Source organism: Adlercreutzia sp. ZJ473, assembly GCF_013185065.1.
In the GTDB taxonomy this organism is placed as follows: domain Bacteria; phylum Actinomycetota; class Coriobacteriia; order Coriobacteriales; family Eggerthellaceae; genus CAAEEV01.
On the sequence record NZ_JAAVTO010000012.1, the window covers coordinates 1 to 26,071 of the forward strand.

Consider the following 26,071-nt stretch of genomic DNA (forward strand, 5'->3'; position numbering starts at 1 on the left):
GCCGCCGCCGAAGGTGCCCTTCGTGGAGTCGCCGGCGAACAGCCACGCCGCGCCCTCGTCGTCGGACGCGGCCAGGATGCGGTCGGTGATCACCGGGGCCGGCAGCTCGATGACCTCCTTGACGCCCACGGCGACGGCGGAGGCGGGCGGCCGGGCGGCCCCCACGGCCTCGGCGGTCAGCAGCGAGTTCACGCCGTCGCACAGGATGACCACGTCGGCGGTGATCTCGTCCTCGCCGGCGCGCACGCCGACGACCTTGCCGGCGTCGTCCTTCACCAGGCCCTCCACGGCGATGCCGTAGATGAGCTCGGCGCCGGCCTCCTCGGCCTTCTCGGCCAGCCACGAGTCGAAGGGGGCGCGCAGGACGGAGTAGGAGTCCTGGCCCTCCTTGAGCATCTCGTCGGAGGTGAAGTCGACGGTGAAGCTGGCGTCCTCGGACAAGAGCGAGATGCGCTCGCGCGTGATCTTGCGCTCGAGCGGGGCCTCCTGCTCGAAGTCGGGGAACACGGCCTTCAGCGCATGGGAGTACACGCGGCCGCCGGTCATGTTCTTGGCGCCGGCGAAGTTGCCGCGCTCTATCACGAGAACGCTCTTGCCGGCCTTCGCGAGCTCGTAGGCGGCAACCGGGCCAGCGCACCCGGCGCCTACGACGATGGCATCGAAGTCAGCCACGTCTCCTCCTTGTCTTCGGCTTCCCTTTTCCTCGCGCTCTCGGAGAGGGCCCTCCTCAGCGCGTCCTTCACCACCTTGCCCGAGGCGTTGCGCTCGATCTTCCTCAAGAAGAGCACGTGGCGGGGCTTCTTGTAGCCGCCGAGGCAGTGCTCGCAGCGCGCGGCCACCTCGTCGGCGGTCAGCGCGCCCGCGCCCTCGGACGCCACCACGAAGGCGGCGAGCGCCTCGCCCCAGACGGGGTCGGGGACCCCTACGACGGCCACGTCGGCGACGCGCTCGCCGAGGCCCCTGATGCAACGCTCCACCTCGAGCGGGTACACGTTCTCTCCCCCGGTTATCACCAGGTTGTTCTTCCGGTCGACCAGGGTGAGGTATCCCGCCGCGTCGAAGAACCCGATGTCCCCCGTGAAGTACCAGCCCTCCCGCATCACCCGCATGGTCGACGGCGCGTCGCGGTAGTAGCCGTTCATGAGCGTGGGCGTCTTCACCGCCACCTCGCCCAGCACGCCCGGCTGGCACTCGCGCCCCTGCTTGTCGATGACGGTGACCTCCATGCCCGGCAGGGCGCGCCCCACCGTGGAGCGCAGCGCCACGCTGTCGTGGTCGCGCGGCTCGAGCAGCGTGACGGCCGAGGCCGTCTCCGTCATGCCGTAGCCTTGGATGAGGCCGCAGCCCAGAACGCGCCGGCACCGCACGAGCAGCGCCTCGTCTATGGGCTCGCCCCCGTAGAGGACGTAGCGGAGCGAGCTCATCCGCTCGCCCGTCTCCTCGAGGTGCGCCACGAGCAGGCGCAGGACGTAGGGGACCGCGCCCATGCGCGTCACGCCGTGCTCGTTCACCAGCCGCACGATGTCCTCGGGGCGGCTCGAGTCGTCGATGACGACCTCCGCCCCCGCGAGAAACGCCGCGAACGTCGAGACCGACGTGACGTGGAACAGGGGCAGGACGCTCAGCACCACGTCGTCCTCGCTGAACCACATGGCCCGGGCGTCGATCTCCGCGCGGGCGATGAGCGCCTGGTGGGAGAGCATGACGCCGTGGGGGTCCCCCGCGGTCCCGCTCGTGTAGATCATGAGCGCCGGATCCGACGGCGCCCTGTCGACGTGCTCGTCGAAGGGCTCAGCGCCTGCGATGAGCTCCTCGTAGGCGGACGACGCGAAGGCGTCGTCGCCGTCGAGCAGGATGACGGCGAGGGGGCGGCCCACCCCGCCGATGACCGGCGAGAGCCGCCCCCACACCGCCGACGAGCACACGAGCACGGTGGAGCCCGACGCGCCCAGCAGGCGGACGAGCGCCGCGGGCGACAGGCGCGTGTTGTGCTGCTCGCACACCGCGCCGATCTGCGCGCAGGCGAAGGTGAGCTCCACGCACGCCAGCGTGTTCGCCGTCACGAGCGACACGTGGTGCCCGCGGCGCACGCGCAGCGCGCGCAGGATCCCCGCGAGGCGGTCGACCCTCCCCTTCACCTGCGCATACGTGAGCGCCCTGCCCTTGTGGCGCAGCGCGACCTTGTGCGGGCTGCGCCGCACGGCGTCGGCCAGCATGTCAGGCAGGTACGTCAAAGCCCACCAACGTAGTCGGTCTTGCGCAGCACGCGCGCCTCGTAGAGCTCTGCGATCTCGTCGGCGCCATAGCCCACCTCCGCGAGGATGTCGTCGTTGTCCATGCCCTGCGAGGGGCAGCCGCGCCAGATCCGCGCGGGGTTGTTCTTGAAGCGCGGAACTGACGTTACGCCCTTCACGTGCCTGCCGTCAACCGTGTCCCACTCAACCCAGGTGCCGCGCGCGAGGTAATGCGGGTGGCTCTCCATCATCTCATAGCTCATGACCACCGAGCAGGGGATGTTGATGCCCGCCATGGCCTCGGCGAACTCGGCCGCGGTGTGCTCGGCGCAGTACGCCTCGATGGCGGCGTCGAACACGGGGGCGCCCGGCGTGTCGATGCCCACCGACGGGATGCCCTCGGGGAACAGCTCGCTGCCGTACTCGAGGCCGAAGAACTCGAGCGCGCGCCTTATGGTGGACTGCCCCGCCGTGAACAGGTACACGCCCTCGCCGTCCTTGCACGCGTAGTAGCCGGAGCCGGCGGAGATGCTGTCACGCGGGGCGCCGGCGCCGCGCTCCTCCTGGATGCGCTTCTCGAACCACTTGCCGAACAGGCCCGCCTGGCAGCGCACCGCGGCCTCGTACTGGGCCAGATCGAAGCTCTCCCCCTTGCCCGTGCGCTGTGCGCCGACGTACGCGGCCAGCGCCGACCCGTAGGCGAACAGCCCGGCGTAGTAGTCGGTCACGAACTTCTGGATCATGTAGGGCGGGCCGTCCTTGTAGCCGTTCAGGTACATGAGACCGGAGAAGGCGTTCACCGTGAAGTCGTACCCGGGCAGGCTCACGTACGCGGGGTCGCCCGTGAGGCCGTAGCCCGACAGGTGCCCGATGACCAGCCGGGGGTTGTGCTCCCACAGAAGCTCGTCCGAGTAGCCCCACTTCTCCCACTGGCCGCCGCGCGACGCCTCGATGAAGATGTCGGCGGTCTCGATGACGCGCAGGAACGCCTCGCGGCCCGCGGGGGACACCACGTCGAGCATGAGGTTGCGCATGTTGCGGTGCTCGTTCTGCACGCCCCACCCGTCCTGCGTCCAGCGGTACGGGTCGATGCCCTTGGGCGGCTCGAGCCAGATGACGTCGGCGCCGTTCTCCGCGAACAGCTCGCCCGCGAACGGGCCCGCCGTGGAGACCGCCGCGACCACCACCTTCAATCCCGCGAGGTTGCCGAAGACCGGCATGTCGTCATGTCTTGCCATGGCATCCGCCTTTCTACGCGACGTACGTGTCGAAGAACTCGATGGCGCTGTTCGCGGCGAGCTCGGTGCCCACGCCCGAGCCGCCCGCCTCGGCGCCGACGACGAACAGGCCCTCGAGCGGCGTCTTGATGCACGGCCGGTCGACGCCCGCCTGCCCCGCCCGCTGGGCGATGCCGATGCCCGCGCCGTCCTCGCCCATGATGCGCGCCGCGTCGGAGGGGAACACCTTCTCGACGAAGAGGGCGTGCTCGCGGAGCCCGGGGAAGCTCTTCTCGGCGAGGTCGATCAGCGCCTCCAAGATGGCAGGGCAGTGCTCCTCCTTGATGCCCGCCGGCACGGCCGTCGTCATCATGACGAGCTGCTTGCCCTCGGGCGCCACCGACGGGTCGAAGCTCGAGGGGACCACGATGAACGAGTTCAGCTCCTCGGGGACCTCGCCCGCCATGAGGCGGTCGTTGTACTCGCGCACGGGGGTGGACGAGAACCCCGAGAGCATCTTGATCTCGGGGCTTATGACGGTGTCGAGCGCGAAGCGCGCGATGATCGACACGAACGATATCTCCAGGCCGCGCACGTCCTCGACGTAGCCCTCGTCGAAGTGCTCGGGGCCCACCAGGCTGTCCACCGTCTCCTTGAGGCCCGCGTTCGAGACGATCATGTCGGCGCGATGCTCCTCGCCGCCGACCACCACGCCGACGGCGCGCCCCTCCTCCACGACGACCTTCTCCACCGGCGCGCCGAAGCGGACCTCGGCGCCGTGCTGCTCGAGGCCCTTCAGGTACGCGCCCAGGATGGACACGCACCCGCCCGAGGGGTAGCCCGAGGCGTGCGCCTCGGACTCCCACTTGAGGCAGCGCGCGAACTCGCCCGCCGACAGGAGGTACTCGGGGATGCAGCAGTAGATGAAGCCGATCTGGCTCACGCACGCGTGGACGAAGGGGTCGGTGGTGTAGGCGTTCAGGAACTCCTCGAGCGTCTGGCCGTCGTAGTCGCTCGTCTCCTCGTCGCTCATGCCCTTCACGTCGGTCACCATCTTGATGACGGCCTCGAAGTCCGCGTCAGGCACGCGCCCCTTGAGGTCCTGCGGGAACTTGAACGTCTCGCCGCCCGTCGACTGGACGGGGCGGACCTTGGTGAACTCGATGCCGTGGTCGACCTCGCAGCGGTCGAGCAGCCCGATGAGCGGGCCCTTCGGCCCGCGTGAGATCAGGTGGACGCCGAAGTCGACCGTGAAGCCGTCGCGCTGCGACGACCCGATGCGCCCGCCCGGCTGCAGGCGCTTCTCGAACAGCGCGACGCGCTTCCCGCTGTGGGCGAGCAGCAGCGCCGACGCCAGCCCTCCCACGCCCGCGCCGATGACGATCGCGTCATAGTGCTTCATGTGATGCTCCGTTCTGCCGCCCTCAGGCGGCGCTCACTCGGGGGCCTCCGCCTCGCGCGCCGCTACTTCTTCGCGGGGAGCGCGTAGTAGTTGAACTTCATGAGGGCGACCTGCTCGCCGTCGGCGTCGAGCACGGGGACGTCGAGGAAGTAGTCGCCGCGCCCGCGCTCGCGGGCCAGCGCGATCTTGTCCTGCGCCTCCTGCTCGGTGAGCGCGAGGTCGACGTGGAGGTCCTTCACGCCGGGCTTCACGTACGCGCACTCGACGCTCTTCAGGATGGGCACGAACTCGTCGGTGCCGTACGTGGCCATGAACAGCGTGCCGCCCGCGATCTCGGCCAGCACGAACTCGCTTCCCGCGTACGCGATGCCCACGTGGTTTCGGTGCAGCTGCCCCAGGGGGAGCGCGATGCGCACGTGCCGCTCCTCCACGACCTCGGCCCTCAGCTCGGCCCTGTTCACGAACGGCGTCGGGCCGTTCGACACGTTGTCAGCCAGCTCCTGGAAAAAACCTGCGTCCATGATCTTCCCTTCCGCGCTTCGCATGCACCTGCGAAGGCTACCTCTCGAGCTCCGCGACAAGGCGCGGAACCACGTCGTACAAGTCGCCCACGATGCCGAAGTCGGCCTGCTTGAACACGGGCGCGCCCTTGTCCTTGTTTATGGCCACGACGACCTTCGCGCCCGTCGCGCCCACCATGTGCTGCACCTGCCCCGACACGCCCACGGCGATGAACAGGTTCGGGGTGAGCATCGCCCCCGACACGCCGATGTAGCGCTCGCGGGCCATCCACTTCGAGCCCTCGGCGACGGGGCGCGTGCAGCCCACCTCGGCGCCCACGGCGCGCGCGAGCTCGTACGCGAGCGCGAGGTCCTCCTCGGCCGCGAAGCCGCGCCCCACGCTCACGATGTTGCGCGCGGCGCTCAGGTTCACCGCGTCGACCTCGCGCGCGCGGCGCTCGACGAGCCTGATCCCCGACGAGCCCGGCTGCACCGCGAAGGTCTCGACCGCGCACGGCACCCCGGCGTCACCAGCGGCGCCTGGCGCGCTGGCGGCTTCGGCGGCCTTGCTCGCCAAGAGGGCGGCGCACGGCACCGCCACGACGAAGGCGCTTACGCCGCGCTCGACCGTCACCGCGCCGCCGCCGTAGACCATGCGCTCGGCGCGCAGCGCCCCCTCCTCGTCAACGCTGAGGCTCGTCGCGTCGCTCATCACGCAGGCCCCTCGGCGCGCCGCCACGCACGCGCCCAGAAGGCGCATGCGCTTGGTCGGCGCCACGAGAAGCGCGTCCGGCGTGCGCTCGGCCGCCAGCTGCGCCAGCACCTGAGCGCCGTCCTCGACGAGCGCGCCTCCCGCCAGGTGGATGACCGCGCCCGCGCCGCTCTCCCTCACCGCGTCCAGACCCTGCTCGTCCCCCATCCACACCGCGGTCGCGCACGCTCCCAGGTCGCGCGCAACCGCGACCAAGGCTGCGTAGTCAGAGGCGTCCTCAGCCGCAACCCAGACGTTCTCGCATCGCGTCATATCGCATCACCCCTACTTTGCAGCCTTGATGTCGGCAGCGAGGCTGCGCACGGCCTCGTCGACATCGCCTTCGTACATGACCTGCTTGCGCGCGACGCTCTGCGGGGCGAGCATCGACGTCACCTCGACGCACGGCGCGCACGCTGCTCCCAGCTCGTCGACGGTCCACGTGGTGGACGGCTTCTTCCCGGCAGCCAGGATGTCCTTCAGCTGCGGGATGCGCGGGAGGTTGGCGTCGGAGGTGACCGAGATGACGGCGGGCGCGGCCAGCTCGAGGACCTCCACCTCGCCCTCGAGGCTGCGCTCGACCACCACGGCGTCCCCGTCGACGCGCACGGAGCTCACCGCGTTGACGACCGTCACGCCGAGCAGCGCGCCTACGAGCGCGCCGGTCTGCTGCCCGTACGCGTCGGCGGAGCCTTCGCCGAAGAACGCGAGGTCAAACCCGATCCTCTGCAGCGCCGCCGCGAGCACTGCGGCCGTCTGGAGCGCGTCGGCGCGCGCCATGCCCTCGTCGACCACGCAGAACTGCTCCGCCGCGCCGCGCGACAGGGCCGCCTTCCTCAGCTTGCTGTCGGACAGGCGCGCGTCGCCGGCGCTCAGGAGCACCGCGCGTCCCTCGGTGTCGGAGGCGACGCGCACCGCCTCCTCGATGGCGTTGAGGTCGTACTCGCCGAGCACGTAGCTCGCCTTGTCGAAGCGCAGCGTGCGGTCGTCGTTGGCCACGATGTCCTGCGCGTCCGCCACCACCTTGTAGCATGCGACTGTGTTCATGTCAGCCTCCCGCCTAGCGCGCTTCCTTGACGAGCGCGCGGCCCGCGGTGTGCACCATGATCTCGTCGGTGCCCGCCATGATGCGGTAGACGCGCTGGTCGCGCCACAGGCGGGCGATGCGGCAGTCGTTGGTGTAGCCGATGCCGCCCATGATCTGGAGCGCCTCGTCGATCACCTCGAACGCGGCCCTGCTCGTGTAGCGCTTGACCAGCGAGGAGTCGACCATGATGGACTCGCCGTGGTCCTTCTTCCACGCGGCCTTGTACAGCATGTTCTGCATGTTCTCGATCTTGATCCTCATGTCGACGATCTTCTCCTGCACCAGCTGGAACGAGCCGATGGTCTTGCCGAACTGCATGCGCTGGGCCGCGTACCGCGCCGCCTCGTCGTAGGCGCAGCGGGCCATGCCCACGTTGGCGGCGCACAGGGTGAGGCGCTCCACCTCGAAGTTCTTCATGAGCTGGTAGAAGCCCTTGCACTCCTCGCCCACCAGGTCGGACTCCTCGCACTCGACGTCATCGAGGTACACCTCGTAGGTGCCGCACATGTGGTTGCCGATCTTGTCGAGCTTCTCGATGGTCACGCCGGGGGAGTCCATGGGGAACAGGTACATGCTGAAGTCCTTGTAGGGGTTCTCGTTGACGCCGCTGCGGCACACGCAGAGCATGAAGGGCGCGCGGTCGGCGCTCGTGTTGAAGGTCTTGTGCCCGTTGATGTACACCTTGCCGTCGCGCTTCGTGGCCGTGGTGGACATGGCGGCGCTGTCGGAGCCCGCCTGGGGCTCGGTGAAGCCCAGCGTGAAGGGCTTTCGGCCCTCGAGCGCGTAGGCGAGGACCTTCTCGCGCTGCTCCTCGTTGCCGAACGTCAGGATGTCGTCGACCTCGGTGGAGTAGTTGATCCAGCACAGCGACGGGTAGCCCTGGGCGTGCGCCTCCTCGGCGACCATGACCTGCGTGAGGATGTCGACCGACGTGCCGCCGAACTCCTCGGGGATGCCGAGCGTGGAGAACCCCGCCTCGACGAGGGCCTCGACGGCCTTGTCGGGGAACTGGTGCGTCTCGTCGCACTCCTTGAAGTAGTCTTCGAAGTTGCCGCGCTCGAACACCGTGCGCAGGCTCTCGAGCAAGAGCTCCTGCTCCTCCGTCTTCCTGAAGTCCATGAAAAGCCCCTTCCGTGAAGACCGCCGCAGCGCGATGCGTCAAGCCCCTCGGCAGTCAGCGAGCGGTCGCGTATAACGCCCGAAGCCATATCCCGGGCATGACCTGTTTGCTATTATAGAAACGGCGCCTGGCATAGGAAAAATACGTATGTTGCAGCCGGGAGCCCCTCAGATGTTCGCCCTGCATGCGCAGATTGCAGCCCCCGTATTCACCTTATGAATAGTTTTGGCAGGACCAAACGGCTAGAGTAGGAAAGCGGAGAGAGGAGCGCTCGTGGACATCGAGATCTACCGAGAGTTTATGGCGTTGGCGGCTCACAAGAGCTTCGTCTCGGCGGCGCGCGACCTGAACATGTCCCAGCCCTCGCTCAGCCGTCACATGACCTCCCTCTCGAACAACCTCGGCTGCAAGCTCTTCTACGAGACGCGCCCCCTGAGCCTCACCGCCGCGGGCGAGGTGGTGCTCCGCTACGCCAGCAAGATCGTCGGCGACGAGGAGAACATGATCGCCGACTTGCGCTCGCTGCCGTCGTCGGGCGGCAGCCGCATCCGCATCATCGACATGCTGCACACCAACGCGCTCTACGTGGGCCTGAACGAGGTGATCGCGCAGACGAAGGAGGCCTTCCCCGACCTGCGCGTCGACTATCCCAACATGGACGCGAGCGGGTTCGACGCGCAGCAGATGGTCCAGCAGGACAAGGTGGACATCGCCTTCGAGACCATCCTCTCCGACGACCCGCTCGCCACGCCCTGCGTGCCGGACGACCTGCGCGCCATCTGGATCCCCGAGTTCCACGGCGAGCTCGTGATGGGCATCTCGCAGGGCTCCCCCCTCGCGACGCGCACGTGCCTCGAGCTCAAGGACCTCGCCTCGTCGCGCTTCATCCTGCAGGCCAACCGCTACAGCGAGCGCTTCCGCAAGGACTTCGTGGCGATGTGCGCCGAGGTGGGCTTCTACCCCAACATATCGCTCGTGCCGGTGGAGAACCCGCTCATGTTCTACGGCACCGAGCCGGCCGACGGCATCCACCTGCTCTCGCGCGTCAACAAGAAGTACAAGCCGCTCATCGCCAACCTGCTCAAGCAGTACGTGGTCATCAGGCCGCTGTGCGACAAGAAGCGCTACGTGGACTCGTTCGCCCTCGTCAAGCGCGACACCGACAAGCCTGCGCTCGCCTGGCTGGCCAACCTCCTCGAGCAGCACGCCGAGGCGCTGCACGACGAGGTGCTCGCAGGCGACTGACCGATCCCGCCCGCCCCTCAGCGCGTCCTCCCGACTATTCGGATTCTGCATAGCACCTGCACGCTTTTCCGCAGATTCCCCCTTGACATACGTATTTGTCGCATACTCGCCCAGGCCCGTAGAATGGCGCCGTGAAGGGGGCAATTCGCAGGGGATCAGTCGAGTTTGCCGTCTTGGAAAAGGCTTTCGAAGAAGGGGGAAGTATGGAAAGCACTAACGTATCGCTCGTCAAGAGGCTCATCGGCATAGGCATCGCCCTAGCCTGCATCTCAGTCTCCTACCTCATACCCGGGACCGAGGCCCTCGGGCATGAGGGCATCGTCACGCTCGGCCTCCTTTTGGCCCTCGTGGCCCTCTGGGTGACCTCGGCCATTCCGCTGGGCGCCACCGCCGTGCTCATCGCCGTGCTCATGTTCCTGCTCGGCGCCGTCGACAACCTGGGGAAGGCCATCATGGGCTTCGCGAGCCCCGCGCTCTTCTTCATCATCGCCGTGTTCGCGCTGCCCGTCATCATGCTGAAGACCAAGTGGGGCATCCGGCTCATCAACGCGCTTCTGAAGTGGACCGGCTCGAACTCCCGCAAGCTGGTCTTGGGCTTCATGATCGCCACCACGCTGGTGTCCACCGTCATGTCCGACGTTCCCACCACCGTGCTGTTCCTGGGCTTCGCGCTCACCATCCTGAAGGCGGCGAACGCCAAGCCCGGCAAGTCGAACCTCGGCAAGTGCCTCATGATCGGCATCCCCATCGCGGCCGTCACGGGCGGCGTCGCCACGCCGGCCGGCAGCTCCTTCAACGTCGTCGCCATGAACATCCTCCAGCAGGTGACGGGGACCTCCATCACGTTCCTCGACTGGCTCATCGTGGGCCTGCCCATCGCCATCATCATGACGCCCATCACCTGGTTCTTCATCACCCAGCTCATCAAGCCCGAGCCCATCGACGACTCCTGCCTCCAGGACATCCGCGACGAGGCCGCCGAGGCCAAGACCGTGTCTCCCTATGAGATCAAGGCCCTCACCATCATCCTCATGCTGGTCGTCCTCTGGATCGTGGGCAACTGGGTGCCCGTGTTCAACGCCACCGTCGTCGCCGTCCTCGGCCTGGTCGTCATGTTCCTCCCGGGCATGAACCTGCTGACGTGGAAGGAATTCCAGGATGCCGTGCCGTGGGGCATCGTGCTCATGTGCGGCACCATCATGTCCATCGGCGACGTGGTCACCGCCACCGGCGGCGCCAAGTTCCTGGCTGACGCCTTCATGGCGAGCGGCGTCCTGAGCCTCGGCTTCCTCGCCACCATGGCCATCCTCCTGGCGTTCGCCTACATCCTGCACACCGTCTGCCCCGTGGGCGTTGCCATCCTCGGCATCTTCCTGCCCATCTTCATCCAGATCTGCGCAGGCTTCGGCGTCTCGGCCGCCGTGCCCACCATCTCGCTCGCCATCGTGGTCGCCGGCAACTACCTGATGCCCGTCAACCCGACCGTCATGCTGACCTACGGCGAGGGCTACTACTCCTTCGGCGACATGTTCAAGACCGGCCTCGTCCCGGCCATCGCGCTGATCGCCGTCATGACGCTGTGGGTGCCCTTCATCGTGGGAATCCTCGGCGTCTAGCGAGACAGGCGCAGCGAAGCGCCTTCGAGCTGGAGGGGGGCCGGCCCGAAGGGAGAGGGGGCCGCGGCGGAAGACGATTCCGCCGCGGCCCCCTTCTGTTGTTGGGAGCGCAAGGTCGCGGGAGGGCTGGGCGCGCAGGGGTGCCTCGCGGCTGGCGGCGGGAGGGCGCGGCGGGCGCCTCCCCTCACGCGAAGGGCAGCGCGTCGGCGCCGTCCCGCGACAGGAAGTCGGCCTTCGCGAAGCGGCGCGTGGCGCTCTTCACGAAGTCGGCGAACGCCACCACGAGCTCCGTCTCCTTCGACTTCTTCCACACCGGCCCCGCGACCAGGTCGAGCCCGTCGCCCTCGATGCGCGCGAACGCGAGGTTGTTCCCGCCGTACACGCTCAGGTGGTCGGGCGTGATCGCCACCTGGTTCGAGGCGACGAGCGTCGCCATGAGCGCCGCGGCGTCGGATATCGCGTCGTTCACGCGCACGTCGACGCCCGCCTTCCGCAGCTTCACGCTCAGCTGGGCGAGCGTGTTGTGAGCGCTGCTGAAGCGCGGCATCACCACCACCTCGCCCCGCAAATCGTCGATGGTCACGCTCGCGCGCTGCGCGAACCGGTGCGTCTTCGGCGCGGCGAGCTTGTAGCTGTCGGCGTAGAGGCGCCGGCACGCGTACTTCCCGCCGAGCACCCCCTCCGAGAACAGCGTGAAGGCGACGTCGACGTTGTTGTCGGCGAGCTCCCTCGTCAGCTGGCCGATCTCGAGCGTGCGGAAGCTGAAGCTCACGTCGGGGCGGACGTCGCGGAACATCCGGCACGCCACGGGGAGGAACGACCCGTACGAGCCCAGGAGGAAGCCGACGCGCATGACCGAGGAGGCGCTGTCGCAGAAGAGCCCGATGCGGCTTATGGCCGTCTCGTAGTCGGCGATGATCTTGCCGGCGTCCTCGCAGAACAGCGCGCCCACCTCCGTCAGGCGCACCGAGTGGCTGTCGCGCACGAGCAGGCGCACGCCGAGCTCCTTCTCCAAGTTGGATATGTGGCTGCTCAGCGCCGACTGCGCCATGTACAGGCTGCGCGCCGTCTCGGTGAAGCTCAGGTTGGATGCAAGCAGGAGGAACTCGTAGAGCGTTTCGATGCGCATGGCGGGCCTCCTCGGAAGAATCTCCTCGAAAGGGTGTCTCCCGCCATTATAGCCTCCGCGCGCGAGGCGAGGCAGGGGGCGAGGCGGGAGGCGAGAAAGGAGCGAAAGAGAAGGGCGCCCGCGCGGCCGAAAGCCCCGCGGGCGCCCTCTGCGGCGCGTGGCGCGTCCGCTAGGAGAACATCACGACCTTCTGCTTCCTCATGAGCTCGGTGAACTCCTCCTGCGCGCCGATGTACAGGCACCCCGCCTGGCAGTGCTGCACGCAGGTGGGCAGCTTGCCGGCGGCCTGGCGCTCGGCGCAGCGGTCGCAGCGGTCCGTGGGGATCGGCAGGAACTCGTACTGCCAGCGCGTCTCGGACAGCTGGTCAGGGCCGATCTGGGTGAGCTTGATGCCGAACTTGTCGGGGCCGAGCCCGTGCTCCTGCTGGCAGGCGATCTCGCAAGAATGGCAGCCCGAGCAGAACTCGTAGTCGACGACGATCACTTGTCTCATGGTAACCCTCCCCTTCTATTCCTCTACCTTGCTGATGGCGCACAGCTGGGACTTGTACGAGGCGCCGAGGCCCACCTTGCCCGGGCGCATGGGAACCAGCTTGTTGATGTTGCACTCCATGACGCCGAAGAGCGTCCCGTCCTCGGGGTCGCGCTCGGGGAACCACCACGCGTGGTCGGCCGAGACCGTGTCCTTGCGGATGCGCACCGTGAGCTTCGCCTTCTGCCGGCACGAGCCGAAGTTGTTCTCGACCTTCACCCAGTCGCCCTCGGCGATGCCGTGGCGCGCGGCCGTCTCGGGGTGGATGAGGATGGTGGGGTCGGGGTGGATGCTGCGCATGGAGGCCGACTGACGGTGCTCCGAGTGGAAGAAGCCCCAGATGCGCGCGCCCGTGGTGAGCACGAGCGGGTACTTCTCGGCCAGGTCGGGGCGTGAGACGGGACTCTCGGGCGGCTCCTCGTACGTCGCCAGCGGCGAGAGGCCGAAGTGCAGCATCTCAGGGCAGTAGAAGTTGTAGCGCCCCGTCGACGTGGCGAAGCCCACCTCGCCCTTGCGGCGCAGCAGGCCCTTCTCGTACTTGCGGTACTCGAACTCGGGGTAGGCCCAGGTGCGTTCGCGCAGCGACTCGTAGGTGAAGCCCGTGTTGCGCAGCAGGTAGTCGTAGAACCCCTGCTCGTCGTCCCACTGCTTGTACTCGTCGGAGGTGAAGCGGCTTCCCACCTCGTAGATGATGCGCTGGTCGGACCGGCACTCGCCGAGGGGCTCCACCGCCTGGGCGATCGCGCCGAGGGCGTAGGGCTGATGTCCCGTGATGCCGAGGCGCTCCGCGAAGCACGCGGCCGGCAAGAGCACGTCGGCGCACGCGAGCGCCGTCGGCGTGAGGAACAGGTCGACCACCACGTTGAAGTCGGTGCCCTGGAGCGCGGGAAGGATGCGCTGGGGCTGCGCGCCCATGCAGGCGATGGCGTTGTTCTGCATCATGAACATCGCCTTGATGGGATAGGGCTCGCCGGTCTCGAGGGCCTCGAGCAGCATGTCGGGGCTGATGGCGTCCATGGCCTTCAGCGCCGGGTACTTGCCGTTCATCGTCTTGTCCGCGGCGGCGACGGGGGCCGAGCACGCGCGCCACACCTTCTCGCTGGGCATCCACGTCACGCTCATGTCGAACGTCGGACGCGCAGCCACCATGGTGCCAGGCTTCTCGAAGTTGCCCGTGAGCGCCATGAGGTCGAAGCACGCCATGCCCGTGATGAAGCCCTCGGAGGTGTGGTCCATGGCCACGCCCCACTGCAGGCACGCCGACTTCGCGCTGCCGATGCAGCGGGCCGCCTTGACCACGAGCTCCTCGGGCACGCCGCAGGTCTCGGCGGCGAACGCGGCCGTGCAGGGCCTCACGTGCTCCTTGAACTCGTTGAAGCCGTAGCACCACAGGTCGACGAACTCCTTGTCCTCGAGGCCCTCCTCGATGATGACGTTGCACAGCGCGAGCGCGAGCGCCGCGTCGGTGCCGGGGCGGAGCTGCAGGAACACCTCGGCCTTGCCCGCCACCCAGGTGAGCACGGGGTCCATCACGATGAGCTTGCTGCCGCGCTTCATGCTCTCGACCACCCAGTGACCCAGCGTGCCGTCCGAATTGGCCACCACCGGGTTGTTGCCCCAGATGAGGATGTACTCGGGCGCCTCCCAGCGCGGGTCGTCGTAACGGTCGGGGAAGAACTGCGAGTAGTCGCACACGAACAGCCCGCCCGCCTTGAGGGCCGTGCTGAAGATGCGCGGGGCGTAGCATGCCTGACCCGACAGGAAGCCGGTGCCGTAGTTCGGCGTGCCGAGGTACTGGGCCATGAGCGGGCCGTAGCCGTTGATGTCGCGGCCCGTGCCCTGCGTCACCCAGATGGACTCGGGGCCGTACGCCTCCGCGACCTTCTTCATCTCCCGCTCGATGATGTCGTAGGCTTCCTCCCAGCTGATGCGCTCGAAGGCGTTCTTGCCGCGGTCCTCGCGGGCGCGCTTCAGGGGATGGCGCAGGCGGTCCTCATGGTAGAGCATCTCCTTGAACGCCAGGCAGCGCGGACACAGGCGCCCCTGGTTGTACGGGTTCTCCGGGTCGCCCTCGATCTTCTCGAGCACGCCGTCTCTCACGTACATGAGGATGCCGCAGTTGTCGTGGCATCCCGGGCCGGAGCGCGCGTTGGAGCGGATGACGGTGCAGCCGTCTTCCTCCCACGTCCACTTCCTGCCCGCCGGGTCATCCTGCGTCTTGGGATAAGGAGCGCCAGCCCCTTCGGCCCCCTGCGCCTCAAGCTGCGCGCGATCTTGCCTCTCGTCCATGGAAACCCCTCTCGCTCTTAGGGCGAACACTGTGACCTGATTATAGAATCCGCAGATCAGAGCGTGCATTTTGATTATCAGATCGGCTATCGCGCAATCCGATAGCCGATCGGAGCAAGGGGTCGAGGCGAAGGGAAGGCGGGGCCGCCGAAGCGGCCCGAGAGAAGGACGTGGCCCCGAGGCAGCGCCAAGCTGCCCCGGGGCCACGCCGAGACCATGCCGGGTTTGGGGCTGGGCTAGAACTCCAGGCCCTCGAGGCGCTTGAACACCTCGTCCTTGCGCGTGAGGAAGTCCCACGGGTCGAAGATCTCGTCGAGCTTCTCCGGCGGAAGCGCGGACGCGGCCTCCTCGTCGGCCTCGAGGCGCTCGCGGTACGTGGGCCCGTCAACCGCGTTCTGGATGTCCTCCCACACCTTCATGGCGTTGCGCTGCACGATGACGTAGGCGTCCTCGCGGCTGATCCCCGTGTCCACCAGCGCGAGCAGCACCTTCGAGCTGAAGATGAGGCCGCGCGTGCGCCACAGGTTCTGCTCCATCTTGGCCGGGTAGGTCTGCAGGCCGTCGAGCATCCACTGCATCTTGCCGAACATGTAGTCGAGCGCCGTGAAGCTGTCGGCCAGAGCCACGCGCTCGGCGCCCGAGTGCGAGATGTCGCGCTCGAACCACAGCGCCACGTTGTCGAGCGCCACCTGCGCGTTCGACTTCACCACGCGCGACAGGCCGCACACGCGCTCGGCCGTGATGGGGTTGCGCTTGTGGGGCATGGCGGACGAGCCCTTCTGGCCCTTCGTGAACGGCTCCTCGGCCTCGATCACGTCGGACTGCTGCAGCAGGCGCACCTGCATGGCGATGGACTCCAGCGTGGAGGCGCACACGGCGAGCGCCGTCATGACCTGCGCGTGGCGGTCGCGCGCGAGCACCTGGGTGGACAGCGGGTCGGGGGCGAGGCCCATCCTCTCGCACACGTAGCGCTCCACGAACGGGTCGATGCTCGAGTACGTGCCCACCGCGCCCGAGATCGCGCCCGTGGCGGCCACCTCGCGCGCCTGCTCCATGCGCACCTGCGCGCGGTGCAGCGCCCACGCCCAGCTGCCGAACTTCATGCCGAAGGTCATGGGCTCGGCGTGGATGCCGTGCGTGCGGCCCACGCAGAGCGTCTCCTTGAACTCGAACGCGCGGCGCTTGCACGTCTCGCCCAGCTTCCTGATGTCGGCCAGGATGATGTCGACGGCCTGCGTGATCTGGTAGCTGAGCGCCGTGTCGCCCAGATCCGACGAGGTCATGCCGTAGTGCACCCAGCGGCTCGGCGGCTCGGCGCCCTCGGGCACCTCGGCGTCGATGTACTTCGCCATGCACGTGGTGAAGGCGATGACGTCGTGGTTCGTGACCTTCTCGATCTCGTCGATCTCGGCCACCGTGAAGTCGGCGTGCGCGCGGATCCACGCGGCCTCCTCCTTCGTGATGCCCGAAACCCCCAGCTCGGCCTGCGCCTCGCAGGCCAGGACCTCGATCTCCTTCCAGATGGCGAACTTGTTCTCAAGCTCCCAGATGCGGCCCATCTCCGGGCGCGTGTAACGATTGATCATGCCGAGCCTTCCTCTCGTTTCCTGCAGGTTAGAGCATAGCAGATCACGGCGCGCTCGCGCTGCCGAGAACGGCGTGCGCCGCGGACGGGAACGGACGGGCGCTGCCTGCGAGCGAGGGCGGGCGGGAACGGGCGCGCAACGCGGGCGGGAACGGCTCGCGCCGCCTGCGAACAAAGGGTGCGGGGGTGCGCCACTTGCGGGTAAGGGCGGGCGGGCGCTACCTGCGGGCGGGAACGGCTCGCGCCGCCTGCGGGCGACGCGGAGGGCTAAAGCCCCCTGAACACGTCGCGCACCTCGTCGATGACGTCTTTGTTGGCGACCACGATCACCTTGTCGCCGGGATGGGCCGTGATGTTGTCGCTGGCCACCACCACGTCGTCCTTGGTGGTCACGGCCACGATGAGCGCGTTGTCGGGCAGCGGGATGTCGTCGATCTCGATGCCGTCTTCGTTGGAGTGGTGCCGCATGCGCGGGACCACCAGCTCGGCGAGCCCCACGTCGCCGTGCGTCAGCGACGACACGATCGACACCGAGCCCAGGAGCGCCTCCTCCTCGATGAGGTTCGCGATCAGCGTGGTCGACGACACGCACTCGATGCCCACCTTGCGGAAGATGCGCAGGTTCTTCGGGCTGTTCACGCGGGCGATCACGCGCGACACGTGGAACACGCGCTGGGCGATCTCGCACGCCACCAGGTTGTTGTCGTCCTGGCCGGTGGTGGCCACGAACACGTCGGCGCGGCGGATGCCCGCGTCCTCCTGGAAGCGCGAGTCGCACCCGTCGCCGTGGATGACCAGGTAGTCGCCCTCGAGCATGACCGACAGCGCGTCTGCCGCCTGCAGGTTCTCCTCGATGACGGCCACCTCGTTGCCGCTTGCCAGCAGGACCGAGGCCAGATACGACCCCACCTTGCCGCCGCCTGCGATGACGATGAACATCGGCTCCCCCTAACCTTGGATGTAGCGCGAGAAGGAGGGGATCAGGTCGTGGCGCACGCAGGCGAGCACGGTGTCGCCGTTGTAGAGCACCGAGTCGCTCGTGGGGATGGACGAGGCCGAGCCGTCGCCGCGCTCGAAGGCCACGATGCGCACCTCGTGGTCGCGCTCGAGCTCGGACACGCGGATGGTCCTCTTGTTCTCGCGGCTCGACAAGTCGAGCGAGAACTGGAGCACCTCGCACTCGCCGAACGAGTCCACGTGCGCGCCGTGGCCCGCCACCACCTTCGAGAACACGTCCTCGGCCACGAGCGACGTGCCGCACACGTAGTCGATGCCGAGCTGCATGTAGGCGCGCTCGTGGTCGGGGTTGTACAGACGGGCGATCACGTGGGGGACGTCGAACAGGCGGCTGGCCACCTCGGCGCACATGAGGTTCGCGTTGTCATACTGCGTGACGGCCGCGAGCACGTCGCACTCCTCCACGCCCGCGCGTATGAGCACGTCCTCGTCGAAGCCGACGCCCTGCACGGTGGAGCCGTTGAAGTTGCGGCCGAGGTTCGCGAACGAGTCGGCGTTGCGGTCGATGCAGCACACGTTGCTGCCGTTGTCGGAAAGCATGTTTGCCAGCTGGGAGCCTACGCGGCCGCATCCAACTACGATGACGTTGCTCATGGGTTAGATCTTAGCCATCTCGTTGACGGTCTTGGCGTACCAGTCCAGATACGTGGGCGGGCAGTACTTCTTGGCGTTCGCCACGCTGATGCTGTAGCCGTAGCCGCTCGCCAGACCCGCGACGTGCGCGTTGATGGCCTCTTCCCAGCTCGACCAGCTCTCGGCCATCCAGCCCCACGCGTTGTAGGCGCGGAAGCAGTGGCGGCCCTTGGTGCTCTCGGTGTTCGAGATGGCCGGCGACCAGCGCGGGTCGACGCCGTTCTCCCAGGCGGCCTCGGCGAACACGCTGCCGTAGCCCGCCAGCGGCGAGCCGTGCAGGTACGCGTCGATGCGGACGGTCCACTCGGCGACGAAGACGGCCTTGCCGCAGGTGAAGTCGACGTCGGGAAGGACGGGCGCCTCGATGGCAGCGGCGGCGGCCTTCGCGGCGGCGGCGATGGCGATGTGGCGCTGCTCCTCGGCGCGGGCGGCCTCCTCGGCGGCGATGCGCGCGGCCTCCTCCTCGGCGGCGATCTCCTGGAAGCCCTTCGACACGTCGCGCTTGGCGGCGCTCTCCAGGACGAGACCCTCGGACACGTCGCCGTATGCGGCGGACCCCGAGGTGAACGTGGTAGAGGAAACGCCGCCCGAAGCAGGCGCGGGGGCGGCGGAGATGGTGGGGCTTGCGTAAGCGGAAGGCGTGGCGGAAGCGGCGGCGGAGAGCCCGAACTCGGCGACCTCGGTGCGGGAGGAGTTCCCCGCCGAGGCGACGCCGAACGTCACGCAGCTGACGGCGATCACCGAGGCGCAGGCGACGGCCGCGAAGCGCGCAGCGAGTCCCCTGTTCGTTGCGGTATGTCGTCTCGTCGCCAAACCCAGCCTTTCCAACGCGCACTCAGACGAGCCGCCTTGGCGGTGACAGCATGCTGGGTTGTGGGTGAATTTGCTGCCGAACGGCTCGATATGCGATTTTTGCTTCGGCCATTTTACCGTAGCGAGCGCCCCGAAGGCAAAAAACCGCCGCCCGCCCTCCACGTTTTGTTCGCTTGACAAACGTCAGGCCAACCAAAACCGCAGGTGAGAGCTACTGTGCATGCCTTATGTTCGCTTTTTCCTCCACAACTGGCTCTCCACAAACGCGCTCGACGCGCACCCAGGATATGCGCGACCGGCGCATCTTCTCGATCTTGAAGGAGTAGCCCTCCACGTCGATCACGTCGCCGGCCTGGGGGACGGAGTCGAGCACGCCCATGAGCCAGCCCGCGAGCGTCTCGTAGTCGCACGACTTGGCCACCGGCCAGCCCAGCTCGAGCGCCCGCTCCACGGGGAGGCGCCCGTCGGCGCGCCACGCCTGCGGGCCGATCTTCGCCACCAGCTTGTGGCCGCGGTCGCGGTCCGTCTCGTCGTTGATCTCGCCGACGATCTCCTCCACGATGTCCTCGACGGTGACGAGGCCGGCCGTCCCGCCGTACTCGTCGACCACGATGGCTATCTGCTGGCCGGCGTCCTGCATCTCGCCGAGCAGCGGGATGACGTCCTTCGTCTCGGGGACGAACAAAGGGTCGTACATGAACCGGGTGACCGGCTCGTCGATGCGGCCGTCCATCAAGGGCCCGATCAGGTCCTTGAAGTGCACGATGCCCTCGATGCCGTCGATGTCGTCGTGGTACACCGGCAGGCGCGAGAACCCCGTGCCGCGCATGCGCTCGAGCGCGGCGCGCCCCGTCTCGACGTCCTCCACCAGGATCATGTCGACGCGCGGCTTCATGATCTCGCGCACGGACGTGTCGCTCAGGTCCAGGATGTCGTGGATCATGCGCTTCTCGGCGGCCTCGAGCTCCTCGGCGTCGGCCACCATGTCCTTGATCTCCTCTTCCGACGCCGACTCGCGGCGCCCCATGCCGAAGATGCCGAAGATCCCCGACCGCTCCCTCTTCTCTCTGCCTTCTCTGTCAGATGCCTTGTCCATGTTCGTTTCTTCTTCTTGCCTTACCTTGCTTGACTCGCTTGCTTCTCGCCTTTTTCGCCTCACGTGCCCCACGCGCTTGCGGCCTGTCGCCCCTGCGCGCCTCATGCGCGCCCTGCGCTCCGCGCCGACATCGGCGCCGGCGCTCGCGCCTCACGCGCACGCACGCGCTTCCTTTGCGCTGGATCTCGCTCCAACGTCTACGTCACGCTCCTCCTTCGCGCCCGACCACCAGCCTCGCTAGATGACGAACAGGATCACGGAGAGGAACTGCAGGACGCTTCCCGCCAGCACGAACACGTGGAACACCGAGTGCATGTAGGGCACCTTCTTCAGGAGGTAGAACGCCGCGCCCACGGTGTAGCTGACGCCGCCCGCGGCGAGGAGCCAGAAGCCCGGCGCGGGCAGAAGATCGAACAGCTGCGGGAGGAACGCCACCACGCACCAGCCCATGAGCACGTAGATGACCGCCGACACCCAGCGCGGGCGGAACGTCCAGAACGCCTCGCACGCGACGCCTATGAGCGCCGCGGCCCACACGAACGCCGCCAGCCAGATGCCGCCGGCCTCGCCGAGCGTGATGAGGCAGTACGGGGTGTAGGAGCCCGCGATGAGCAGGTAGATGCAGCTGTGGTCGAGCACCTTGAACACGCGCTTGGCGCCGTCGTGGGCGATGGCGTGGTACAGCGTCGACATGAGGTACTCCACCAGAAGCGAGATGCCGTAGACGAGCGCCGCGAACAGGTGAATGCCCGCGCCCGAGCCCACCGCCTTCACGATGAGCAGCACGAGCGCCGCGATGGCGAGCGCCGCGCCGATGCCGTGCGTGATGGAGTTGGCGACCTCCTCGCCGAGCGTGTACTCGCGCACGACGCGCTTCTTGCCGTGCCGGGAGACCGCCGACATGCCGGACGCGGCAGAGGCGGCGCCAGGGGCTCCGGGAGCGGCGCCAAGGGCTTCGGAGGAGGCGCCTTCGCCCGCGGGGCGGACGACCAGAGGCGCGGCGCCCGAGAGGCCGAACGAGCGGCCCCGGCGGCCCTTCTCCGAGGGCCTGCCTGCCGGTGCTTCATGTTGTGATGAGCGGCTTTTGTCCATAGGCTCACTGTAGCACATTTCCGCGCGGCTTCACCCAGCCAAGCCACGTGCAAGCGTCTTGTTCGCTCACGTCGATGAGGCGCATGGTGGTGCCGCCGACGCCTGCGGCGGTGCGCACGGCCAGGGTGGCGGTGCGCGCCCGGCGCTGGAAGGGGTTCGTGCGCGTATAGCCGTACTGGATCTTCTGGCGCGGGAAGCTCATCGTCTCACGCGAGAAGCCGCCGATGCTCATCTGCATGAAGCGCTCGTTGTAGGCGAAGCTCGACTCGCGGAACCACAGCACGCTGCCCACCGCGTCGAGCACGAGCAGGATGGCGGCGAGCACGTAGAACGCGGCGGCGCCCGCGTTGAGGTAGCCGAGCACGACCTGGCCGCCCACGAGGTCCAGCTCGAAGGCGCTCGCCACGCCCGCCGGGCCCGCGACGACGTTCAGGAGCAGCTGGAGCGCCGCCACGCACACCGCCAGCCAGAAGCCCGCACCTTGGAGCACGCAGCGGCGGATGACCGCGCGGCGCAGCGCCACGGGGGCCACCGGGACCGCGTCCGTGGGCAGGTCGGCGTACTCGGGGATGATGCCCGCGAGGATCTCGGGCACGCGGGAGACCTTCACGAAGGGATGGATGACCAGGCCGCGCGCGTTGAGCGCGCTCTTCTGGGAGGCGTCCTCGCCCTCGGCGGCCGCGTCGATCTTGCCGAGCGAGACCTCGCAGTAGCCCAGGATGCGGCGGATGAAGGTCTGCTTGACCACCACCGCCTGCACGCGGTCGATGTCGACGCCCTGGAACACGTGCTGCAGAAGGCCGCGCTCCACCTCGATGCGGTTGTCGCGCCGGCGCGCGCGGAAGCCGCCGTAGCTGATGCACGAGCCCACGCCCGACAGCAGCCACAGCACGAGGATGCCCACGAGGAAGGCGGCCACGCCCGCGGCCACGGCGCCGCCGACTACGTCGGCGGCCGCCTGGGCAGCGGCCTGGGTGGCGAGGCCCTCGACGAACGAGCTGCTCGTGCGCGGGAAGAGGCTGAAGAGCACGTCGACGAGCTGGCCTGCGATGCCGAGCACGCCGATGACGATGATGACGAACGCCGTGTTGTTGGACAAGCCCGTGAGCAGGAGCTCCTTGTTGGTGAGGCCGTACTCGTAGGTGACGCGCCCCGTGTCGAGCTCCGCGCCCGCGAACAGGCCGCCGACGTCCTGCCAGACGGCCGCGCCCGCGTCGAGCACGTTGCCGGAGGCGGGGGCGACATGGGCCGGCGCCGCGCCGGGAACGGGGACCACGGGGGTCGCGGCGGCGGCTGGCGGCACGGCACCCGCGGCGACGCCCGCAGAGGCGCCGGGGACGCCCTGCGCGCCCATGAGCGCCGCGCGCTTGCGGGAGAACAGCTCGACGCGCAGCCACTCGGCCTGCTGCTTGGTGAGGTAGGGCACCTGGACGGCCTTGTTCGACGCCCCGCCCGCCGTGTCGATGGACACCGTGCACACGCCGAAGAGCCGCTGCAGCAGGCTCGCGCGCTGGTCGACCGACTGGACGCGCTGGTAGGGCACGTGCACGCGCTTCTTGTTGATGATGCCGCTGTGCAGGTTGAACTCGTCAGCCGAGAGCATGAAGTAGAGGTGCTTGTAGGAGACGAGCTGGTAGGCCGCGAGCGCGCCGATGAGCACGACCAAGCCCGCCACCGTCGCGGCGATGGCGATCGTCGCAGCGAAGGCGTCCTCGGCTGGGGCGCCCTCGCTCGCGCCCGCGATGAAGCTTATGATGCTCGAGAGGGAGGCGACCATGGCGGCAAGCAAGACGGCGAGCGCCGTGCGGATGGAGCCGAGCCAGATGTAGCTGTGGTGCACGTGGTGCTTCTGCAGCTCGCCGGGCGCGGGCGCCCCCGGCTGGGGCACGGCGTACGCGGGCGGGACGGCCGCAGGGGCTCCAGACGCGGCGTATGCGGGCGGCGTGACCGCAGGTGCTTCGGGCGCCCCCGGCTGGGGCGCGCCCTGCTGGGGCATGCCCTGCTGGGGCGCGGCGCCGTAAGGCTGCTGACGAGGGTTGCGCGGGTCCATGCTACACGTCCTCCCGCGCGATGCGGGCGAGCTCGGCGGCGCGGTCGCGCAGGAGCTCGGCCTCCTCGTTGCCGAGGCCGGGGATCTCGTGCTCGCCCGCCGCCGTGGCCACCGTCACGCTCGACAGCCCGAACGCGCGCAGGATGGGCCCCTGGCGCGTGTCGGTGTTCTGCACGCGGATGAACGGGATGATGAAGCGCTTGCGCCAGATGATGCCGCGCGCGATGTCGAGGTAGTCGTCGGATAGCTCGTAGCGCCAGCGCGCGTAGCGAATGGGCGGCAGCACCACCAGGAACACCACGGCGAGCGCCACGAACCCCGCAGCCACCACGGCGAGCACCATGAGCGCCCACCCGGCGTCGGGGTCAACGGCCGCGGCGATGGCGAACGGCACGAAGCACACGAGGAAGCACACGGCAATCCACAGCCCGTCGCTGATTCGCCACACCATCTTGATCTTGGGGTTCAGCTGATGAGCTGGCATCTCCCGCATGGTCACTCCTTCTTCTTCACGCACTACCCTGTCCGAGGCGCTTCGCCGCGCACGTGCGCCGGCTGGAAAGCGAAGGCCCTTCAGATTCTGTCGGCTCCCATTGTGACATATCCTCTCCCGCCTCGACGCCGCATCCGACATTCTCGAGCAGCAGTTGAGGCAAAGAGCCGCAGCGCGAAAGCCCCCTGACGCCGAGGCGCCCTTCGGCAGCGAGCGCCGCGGCCCCTTCCCCTTACGGTTTTGCAAGGTTCACGGGAGCTGGTCTTCTCGGAGCTTCCCCGCGCGCTACAATGGCGAAGACGCCGAGGCGTCACGTCGCGCGAGCGCTCACCGCAAGGGCGGCAGGCGACGGCAGACCGGGGCCGGCTGTCCCGCTGTCCCGCCGCCCCGCGCCATCCGCGGACGCTGCCCGTCGCGCGACGCAGCTTGACCAGGAGGTTCCCATGCCCAGCCGGATATACATCATCGAGGACGACGCGGCGCTGCGCCGCGAGCTGGCCCATCTGCTGGAGCTCTCGGGATTCGAGGCGCGCTGCTGCGAGCAGTTCACGCACGCCGCAGCCGACGCGCTCGCGACCAACCCCGACTGCGTGGTGCTCGACCTCAAGCTTCCCGGCACCGACGGGCACACCGTCTGCCGCGACATCCGCGCGCGCTCAAGCGTGCCCATCATCATGCTCACCTCCTCGAACAGCGAGTTCGACGAGGTCATGGGCATGAACCTCGGCGCCGACGACTACGTGTGCAAGCCCTACAGCCCCGCGGTGCTCATCGCGCGCATCCAGTCGCTTTTGCGCCGCAGCTCGGCGGGAGCGGCCAGCCTCAGGATAGAGCACAAGGGCGTCACGCTCGACGTGGGCGCGGGCGCGGTGTCGTTCGAGGGCAAGCAGGCCGAGCTCACGCGCAACGAGCTGAAGATCCTGCACATCCTCATGCGCAACCCCGGGCTCGTGATCTCGCGCACCGAGATCATGTGCGACTTGTGGGAGTCCGACGCGTTCATTGACGACAACACGCTCACCGTGAACGTGAACCGCCTGCGCAAGACGCTCGGCCATCTCGGCGTCCCCGACACCTTCCTCGTCACCCGCCGCGGCCAAGGCTACATGGTGTAAGGCCCGCGCCCCTCAGCCCATCAGATGCTTGCCGCGGTTGAGCGCCAGCACCTTCCGGCTGATGGAGTCATAGCGCTCGAACGCCCCGTCCTCCAAATCGCAGATGTCGGTTCGGAAGGTATCCACGATCCCCGGCGTCATGCGCTCGAGCTTCCCAAGGCCGTCTTCGGTGATGACGAGCAGGTTTACGCGACGATCAGCCGAGCTGCGGACTCGCGTGACGCGGCCATGCCGCTCGAGCTTCTCCGCCGCCACGGCAACCTCGTTCGAGCGCAGAAGCAGCGTGTTGCAAACATCCGACGGCCGCATGCCGCTGGGGCTCGTGCTCAGCAGATACAGGATGCGGTACTCGTTGAGGGATATGTTCGCGCGACGCATGTGCCGACTCAGCGCGTTCATCATGACCAAGCTGGCATCCACGTACGCGTTCTCCACGGAGAGCTCGCCGCCCTTCTGATAGGCCAGGCGATGCGCAATGGCGGTGTTGGCCGAGTCCTTGAACGTAAGCTCGAGCTCGTCAGCCGTGTACACCGACCAGAACTCATGGGCCAGGGCGTGGATCGACGGATCCGCCAGCTCAACCAGATGCCGTCCCTTCTCGCCGAGCTCCACGTGCACCACGCGCCGGTCGCTCTTGCTGTAGCGTCGCCTGACCGCCTTGCGGGACTCCAGGTCGTTGATGTTGAGCGTCACGGTAGACGTGGCGAGGTCCAGGTCCTGAGCCAACGAGCTGACGGTGCGGCTGCCTTCGGACATGATGAGGCGCAGCAAGATGCGGTACTGGGTCATGGAGATCCCCGCGCGCTCGTGAACGATTGCACCCGCTGCGCGGCTGAGCAGAACGACGGTGGTGATCCAATCGGAGTGACCCTCGTTGGCAAGCATGGCCGCCTCGTCTCAAGTAGTTTGGATAATGCCTCATTTTACGAGAATCTACTTGATCAATCTAGGTTCTCTTTTCTCCATATCCCCTTTTCACGGCCTTATCCTTATATCCGACGAAAGACCGTCAGCGCGTTCGGGAGGAGCATGTCGGCTTTTCTGGCAGCCGACAC

General features: G+C 67.9%; 23 protein-coding genes. 3 read left to right on the plus strand and 20 right to left on the minus strand.

Annotated elements, in window-relative coordinates; genetic code table 11:
* The 8 genes from HRL41_RS03725 to HRL41_RS03760 all read right to left on the minus strand — a co-directional run.
* Positions 1 to 672: FAD-dependent oxidoreductase (locus HRL41_RS03725; RefSeq protein WP_172135608.1), on the minus strand; the 672-nt coding region annotated here is incomplete at its 3' end.
* On the minus strand, positions 645 to 2,234 hold the full coding sequence (locus tag HRL41_RS03730) for an AMP-binding protein (protein ID WP_172135609.1): 1,590 nt from the start codon (positions 2,232 to 2,234) through the stop codon (positions 645 to 647). The genes HRL41_RS03725 and HRL41_RS03730, both read right to left, overlap by 28 nt.
* Positions 2,231 to 3,472: a CoA transferase gene (locus HRL41_RS03735; protein WP_172135610.1), complete on the minus strand. Its 1,242-nt coding sequence runs from the start codon at positions 3,470 to 3,472 to the stop codon at positions 2,231 to 2,233. The genes HRL41_RS03730 and HRL41_RS03735 overlap by 4 nt, the downstream gene beginning before the upstream one ends.
* Before the next feature lie 13 nt (positions 3,473 to 3,485).
* On the minus strand, positions 3,486 to 4,853 hold the full coding sequence (locus tag HRL41_RS03740) for an NAD(P)/FAD-dependent oxidoreductase (protein WP_172135611.1): 1,368 nt from the start codon (positions 4,851 to 4,853) through the stop codon (positions 3,486 to 3,488).
* Between the two features lie 62 nt (positions 4,854 to 4,915).
* A complete protein-coding gene (locus tag HRL41_RS03745) occupies positions 4,916 to 5,374 on the minus strand; it encodes a DUF4442 domain-containing protein (protein WP_172135612.1) in 459 nt (152 codons plus the stop codon).
* 37 nt (positions 5,375 to 5,411) lie between these two features.
* Positions 5,412 to 6,377: an FAD-binding protein gene (locus HRL41_RS03750; protein WP_172135613.1), complete on the minus strand. Its 966-nt coding sequence runs from the start codon at positions 6,375 to 6,377 to the stop codon at positions 5,412 to 5,414.
* 12 nt (positions 6,378 to 6,389) lie between these two features.
* Positions 6,390 to 7,151 (minus strand): electron transfer flavoprotein, encoded by a 762-nt coding sequence (locus HRL41_RS03755; RefSeq protein WP_172135614.1) that lies wholly within the window; start codon positions 7,149 to 7,151, stop codon positions 6,390 to 6,392.
* Between the two features lie 13 nt (positions 7,152 to 7,164).
* The gene (locus HRL41_RS03760; protein WP_172135615.1) at positions 7,165 to 8,310 is read right to left on the minus strand and encodes an acyl-CoA dehydrogenase; all 1,146 of its coding nucleotides are present in this window, start codon (positions 8,308 to 8,310) and stop codon (positions 7,165 to 7,167) included.
* A 274-nt stretch (positions 8,311 to 8,584) separates the two neighbouring features.
* On the opposite strand from HRL41_RS03760, the gene HRL41_RS03765 reads away from it, so the two are divergent.
* A complete protein-coding gene (locus tag HRL41_RS03765) occupies positions 8,585 to 9,556 on the plus strand; it encodes a LysR family transcriptional regulator (protein ID WP_165172706.1) in 972 nt (323 codons plus the stop codon).
* A gap of 203 nt (positions 9,557 to 9,759) precedes the next feature.
* Positions 9,760 to 11,172: an SLC13 family permease gene (locus tag HRL41_RS03770; RefSeq protein WP_165172704.1), complete on the plus strand. Its 1,413-nt coding sequence runs from the start codon at positions 9,760 to 9,762 to the stop codon at positions 11,170 to 11,172.
* Between the two features lie 184 nt (positions 11,173 to 11,356).
* Here HRL41_RS03770 and HRL41_RS03775 read toward each other — a convergent pair whose 3' ends face one another.
* The 11 genes from HRL41_RS03775 to HRL41_RS03825 all read right to left on the minus strand — a co-directional run bounded on the left by HRL41_RS03775 (position 11,357) and on the right by HRL41_RS03825 (position 23,901).
* The gene (locus HRL41_RS03775; protein WP_172135616.1) at positions 11,357 to 12,301 is read right to left on the minus strand and encodes a LysR family transcriptional regulator; all 945 of its coding nucleotides are present in this window, start codon (positions 12,299 to 12,301) and stop codon (positions 11,357 to 11,359) included.
* 169 nt (positions 12,302 to 12,470) lie between these two features.
* The gene (locus tag HRL41_RS03780; protein WP_172135617.1) at positions 12,471 to 12,794 is read right to left on the minus strand and encodes a 4Fe-4S dicluster domain-containing protein; all 324 of its coding nucleotides are present in this window, start codon (positions 12,792 to 12,794) and stop codon (positions 12,471 to 12,473) included.
* A 15-nt stretch (positions 12,795 to 12,809) separates the two neighbouring features.
* A complete protein-coding gene (locus tag HRL41_RS03785) occupies positions 12,810 to 15,122 on the minus strand; it encodes a molybdopterin-dependent oxidoreductase (protein WP_172135618.1) in 2,313 nt (770 codons plus the stop codon).
* Between the two features lie 236 nt (positions 15,123 to 15,358).
* Positions 15,359 to 16,708: an adenylosuccinate lyase gene (gene purB / locus HRL41_RS03790; protein WP_172135619.1), complete on the minus strand. Its 1,350-nt coding sequence runs from the start codon at positions 16,706 to 16,708 to the stop codon at positions 15,359 to 15,361.
* A gap of 266 nt (positions 16,709 to 16,974) precedes the next feature.
* Positions 16,975 to 17,646 carry a TrkA family potassium uptake protein gene (locus HRL41_RS03795; protein ID WP_172135620.1) on the minus strand — a complete coding sequence of 224 codons (672 nt, stop codon included), beginning with the start codon at positions 17,644 to 17,646 and terminating at the stop codon, positions 16,975 to 16,977.
* 9 nt (positions 17,647 to 17,655) lie between these two features.
* Positions 17,656 to 18,318 (minus strand): TrkA family potassium uptake protein, encoded by a 663-nt coding sequence (locus HRL41_RS03800; protein ID WP_165172690.1) that lies wholly within the window; start codon positions 18,316 to 18,318, stop codon positions 17,656 to 17,658.
* Positions 18,319 to 18,321: 3 nt separating this feature from the next.
* A complete protein-coding gene (locus tag HRL41_RS03805) occupies positions 18,322 to 19,170 on the minus strand; it encodes a CMP-2-keto-3-deoxyoctulosonic acid synthetase (RefSeq protein WP_172135621.1) in 849 nt (282 codons plus the stop codon).
* A gap of 211 nt (positions 19,171 to 19,381) precedes the next feature.
* Complete coding sequence (locus tag HRL41_RS03810) at positions 19,382 to 20,266, minus strand: hemolysin family protein (RefSeq protein ID WP_253904682.1); 885 nt, start codon at positions 20,264 to 20,266, stop codon at positions 19,382 to 19,384.
* Between the two features lie 237 nt (positions 20,267 to 20,503).
* A complete protein-coding gene (locus tag HRL41_RS03815) occupies positions 20,504 to 21,133 on the minus strand; it encodes a hemolysin III family protein (protein WP_371808791.1) in 630 nt (209 codons plus the stop codon).
* A gap of 229 nt (positions 21,134 to 21,362) precedes the next feature.
* Positions 21,363 to 23,408 (minus strand): PH domain-containing protein, encoded by a 2,046-nt coding sequence (locus HRL41_RS03820; RefSeq protein WP_253904683.1) that lies wholly within the window; start codon positions 23,406 to 23,408, stop codon positions 21,363 to 21,365.
* Position 23,409: 1 nt separating this feature from the next.
* On the minus strand, positions 23,410 to 23,901 hold the full coding sequence (locus tag HRL41_RS03825; protein ID WP_172135624.1) for a PH domain-containing protein: 492 nt from the start codon (positions 23,899 to 23,901) through the stop codon (positions 23,410 to 23,412).
* 443 nt (positions 23,902 to 24,344) lie between these two features.
* On the opposite strand from HRL41_RS03825, the gene HRL41_RS03830 reads away from it, so the two are divergent.
* On the plus strand, positions 24,345 to 25,016 hold the full coding sequence (locus HRL41_RS03830) for a response regulator transcription factor (protein ID WP_172135625.1): 672 nt from the start codon (positions 24,345 to 24,347) through the stop codon (positions 25,014 to 25,016).
* A 12-nt stretch (positions 25,017 to 25,028) separates the two neighbouring features.
* Here the strand turns inward: HRL41_RS03830 and HRL41_RS03835 are convergent, their stop codons facing one another.
* Entirely contained in the window at positions 25,029 to 25,901 is an 873-nt protein-coding gene (locus HRL41_RS03835) for a MarR family winged helix-turn-helix transcriptional regulator (RefSeq protein ID WP_172135626.1), read from the minus strand.
* Between the last annotated feature and the right edge of the window lie 170 nt (positions 25,902 to 26,071).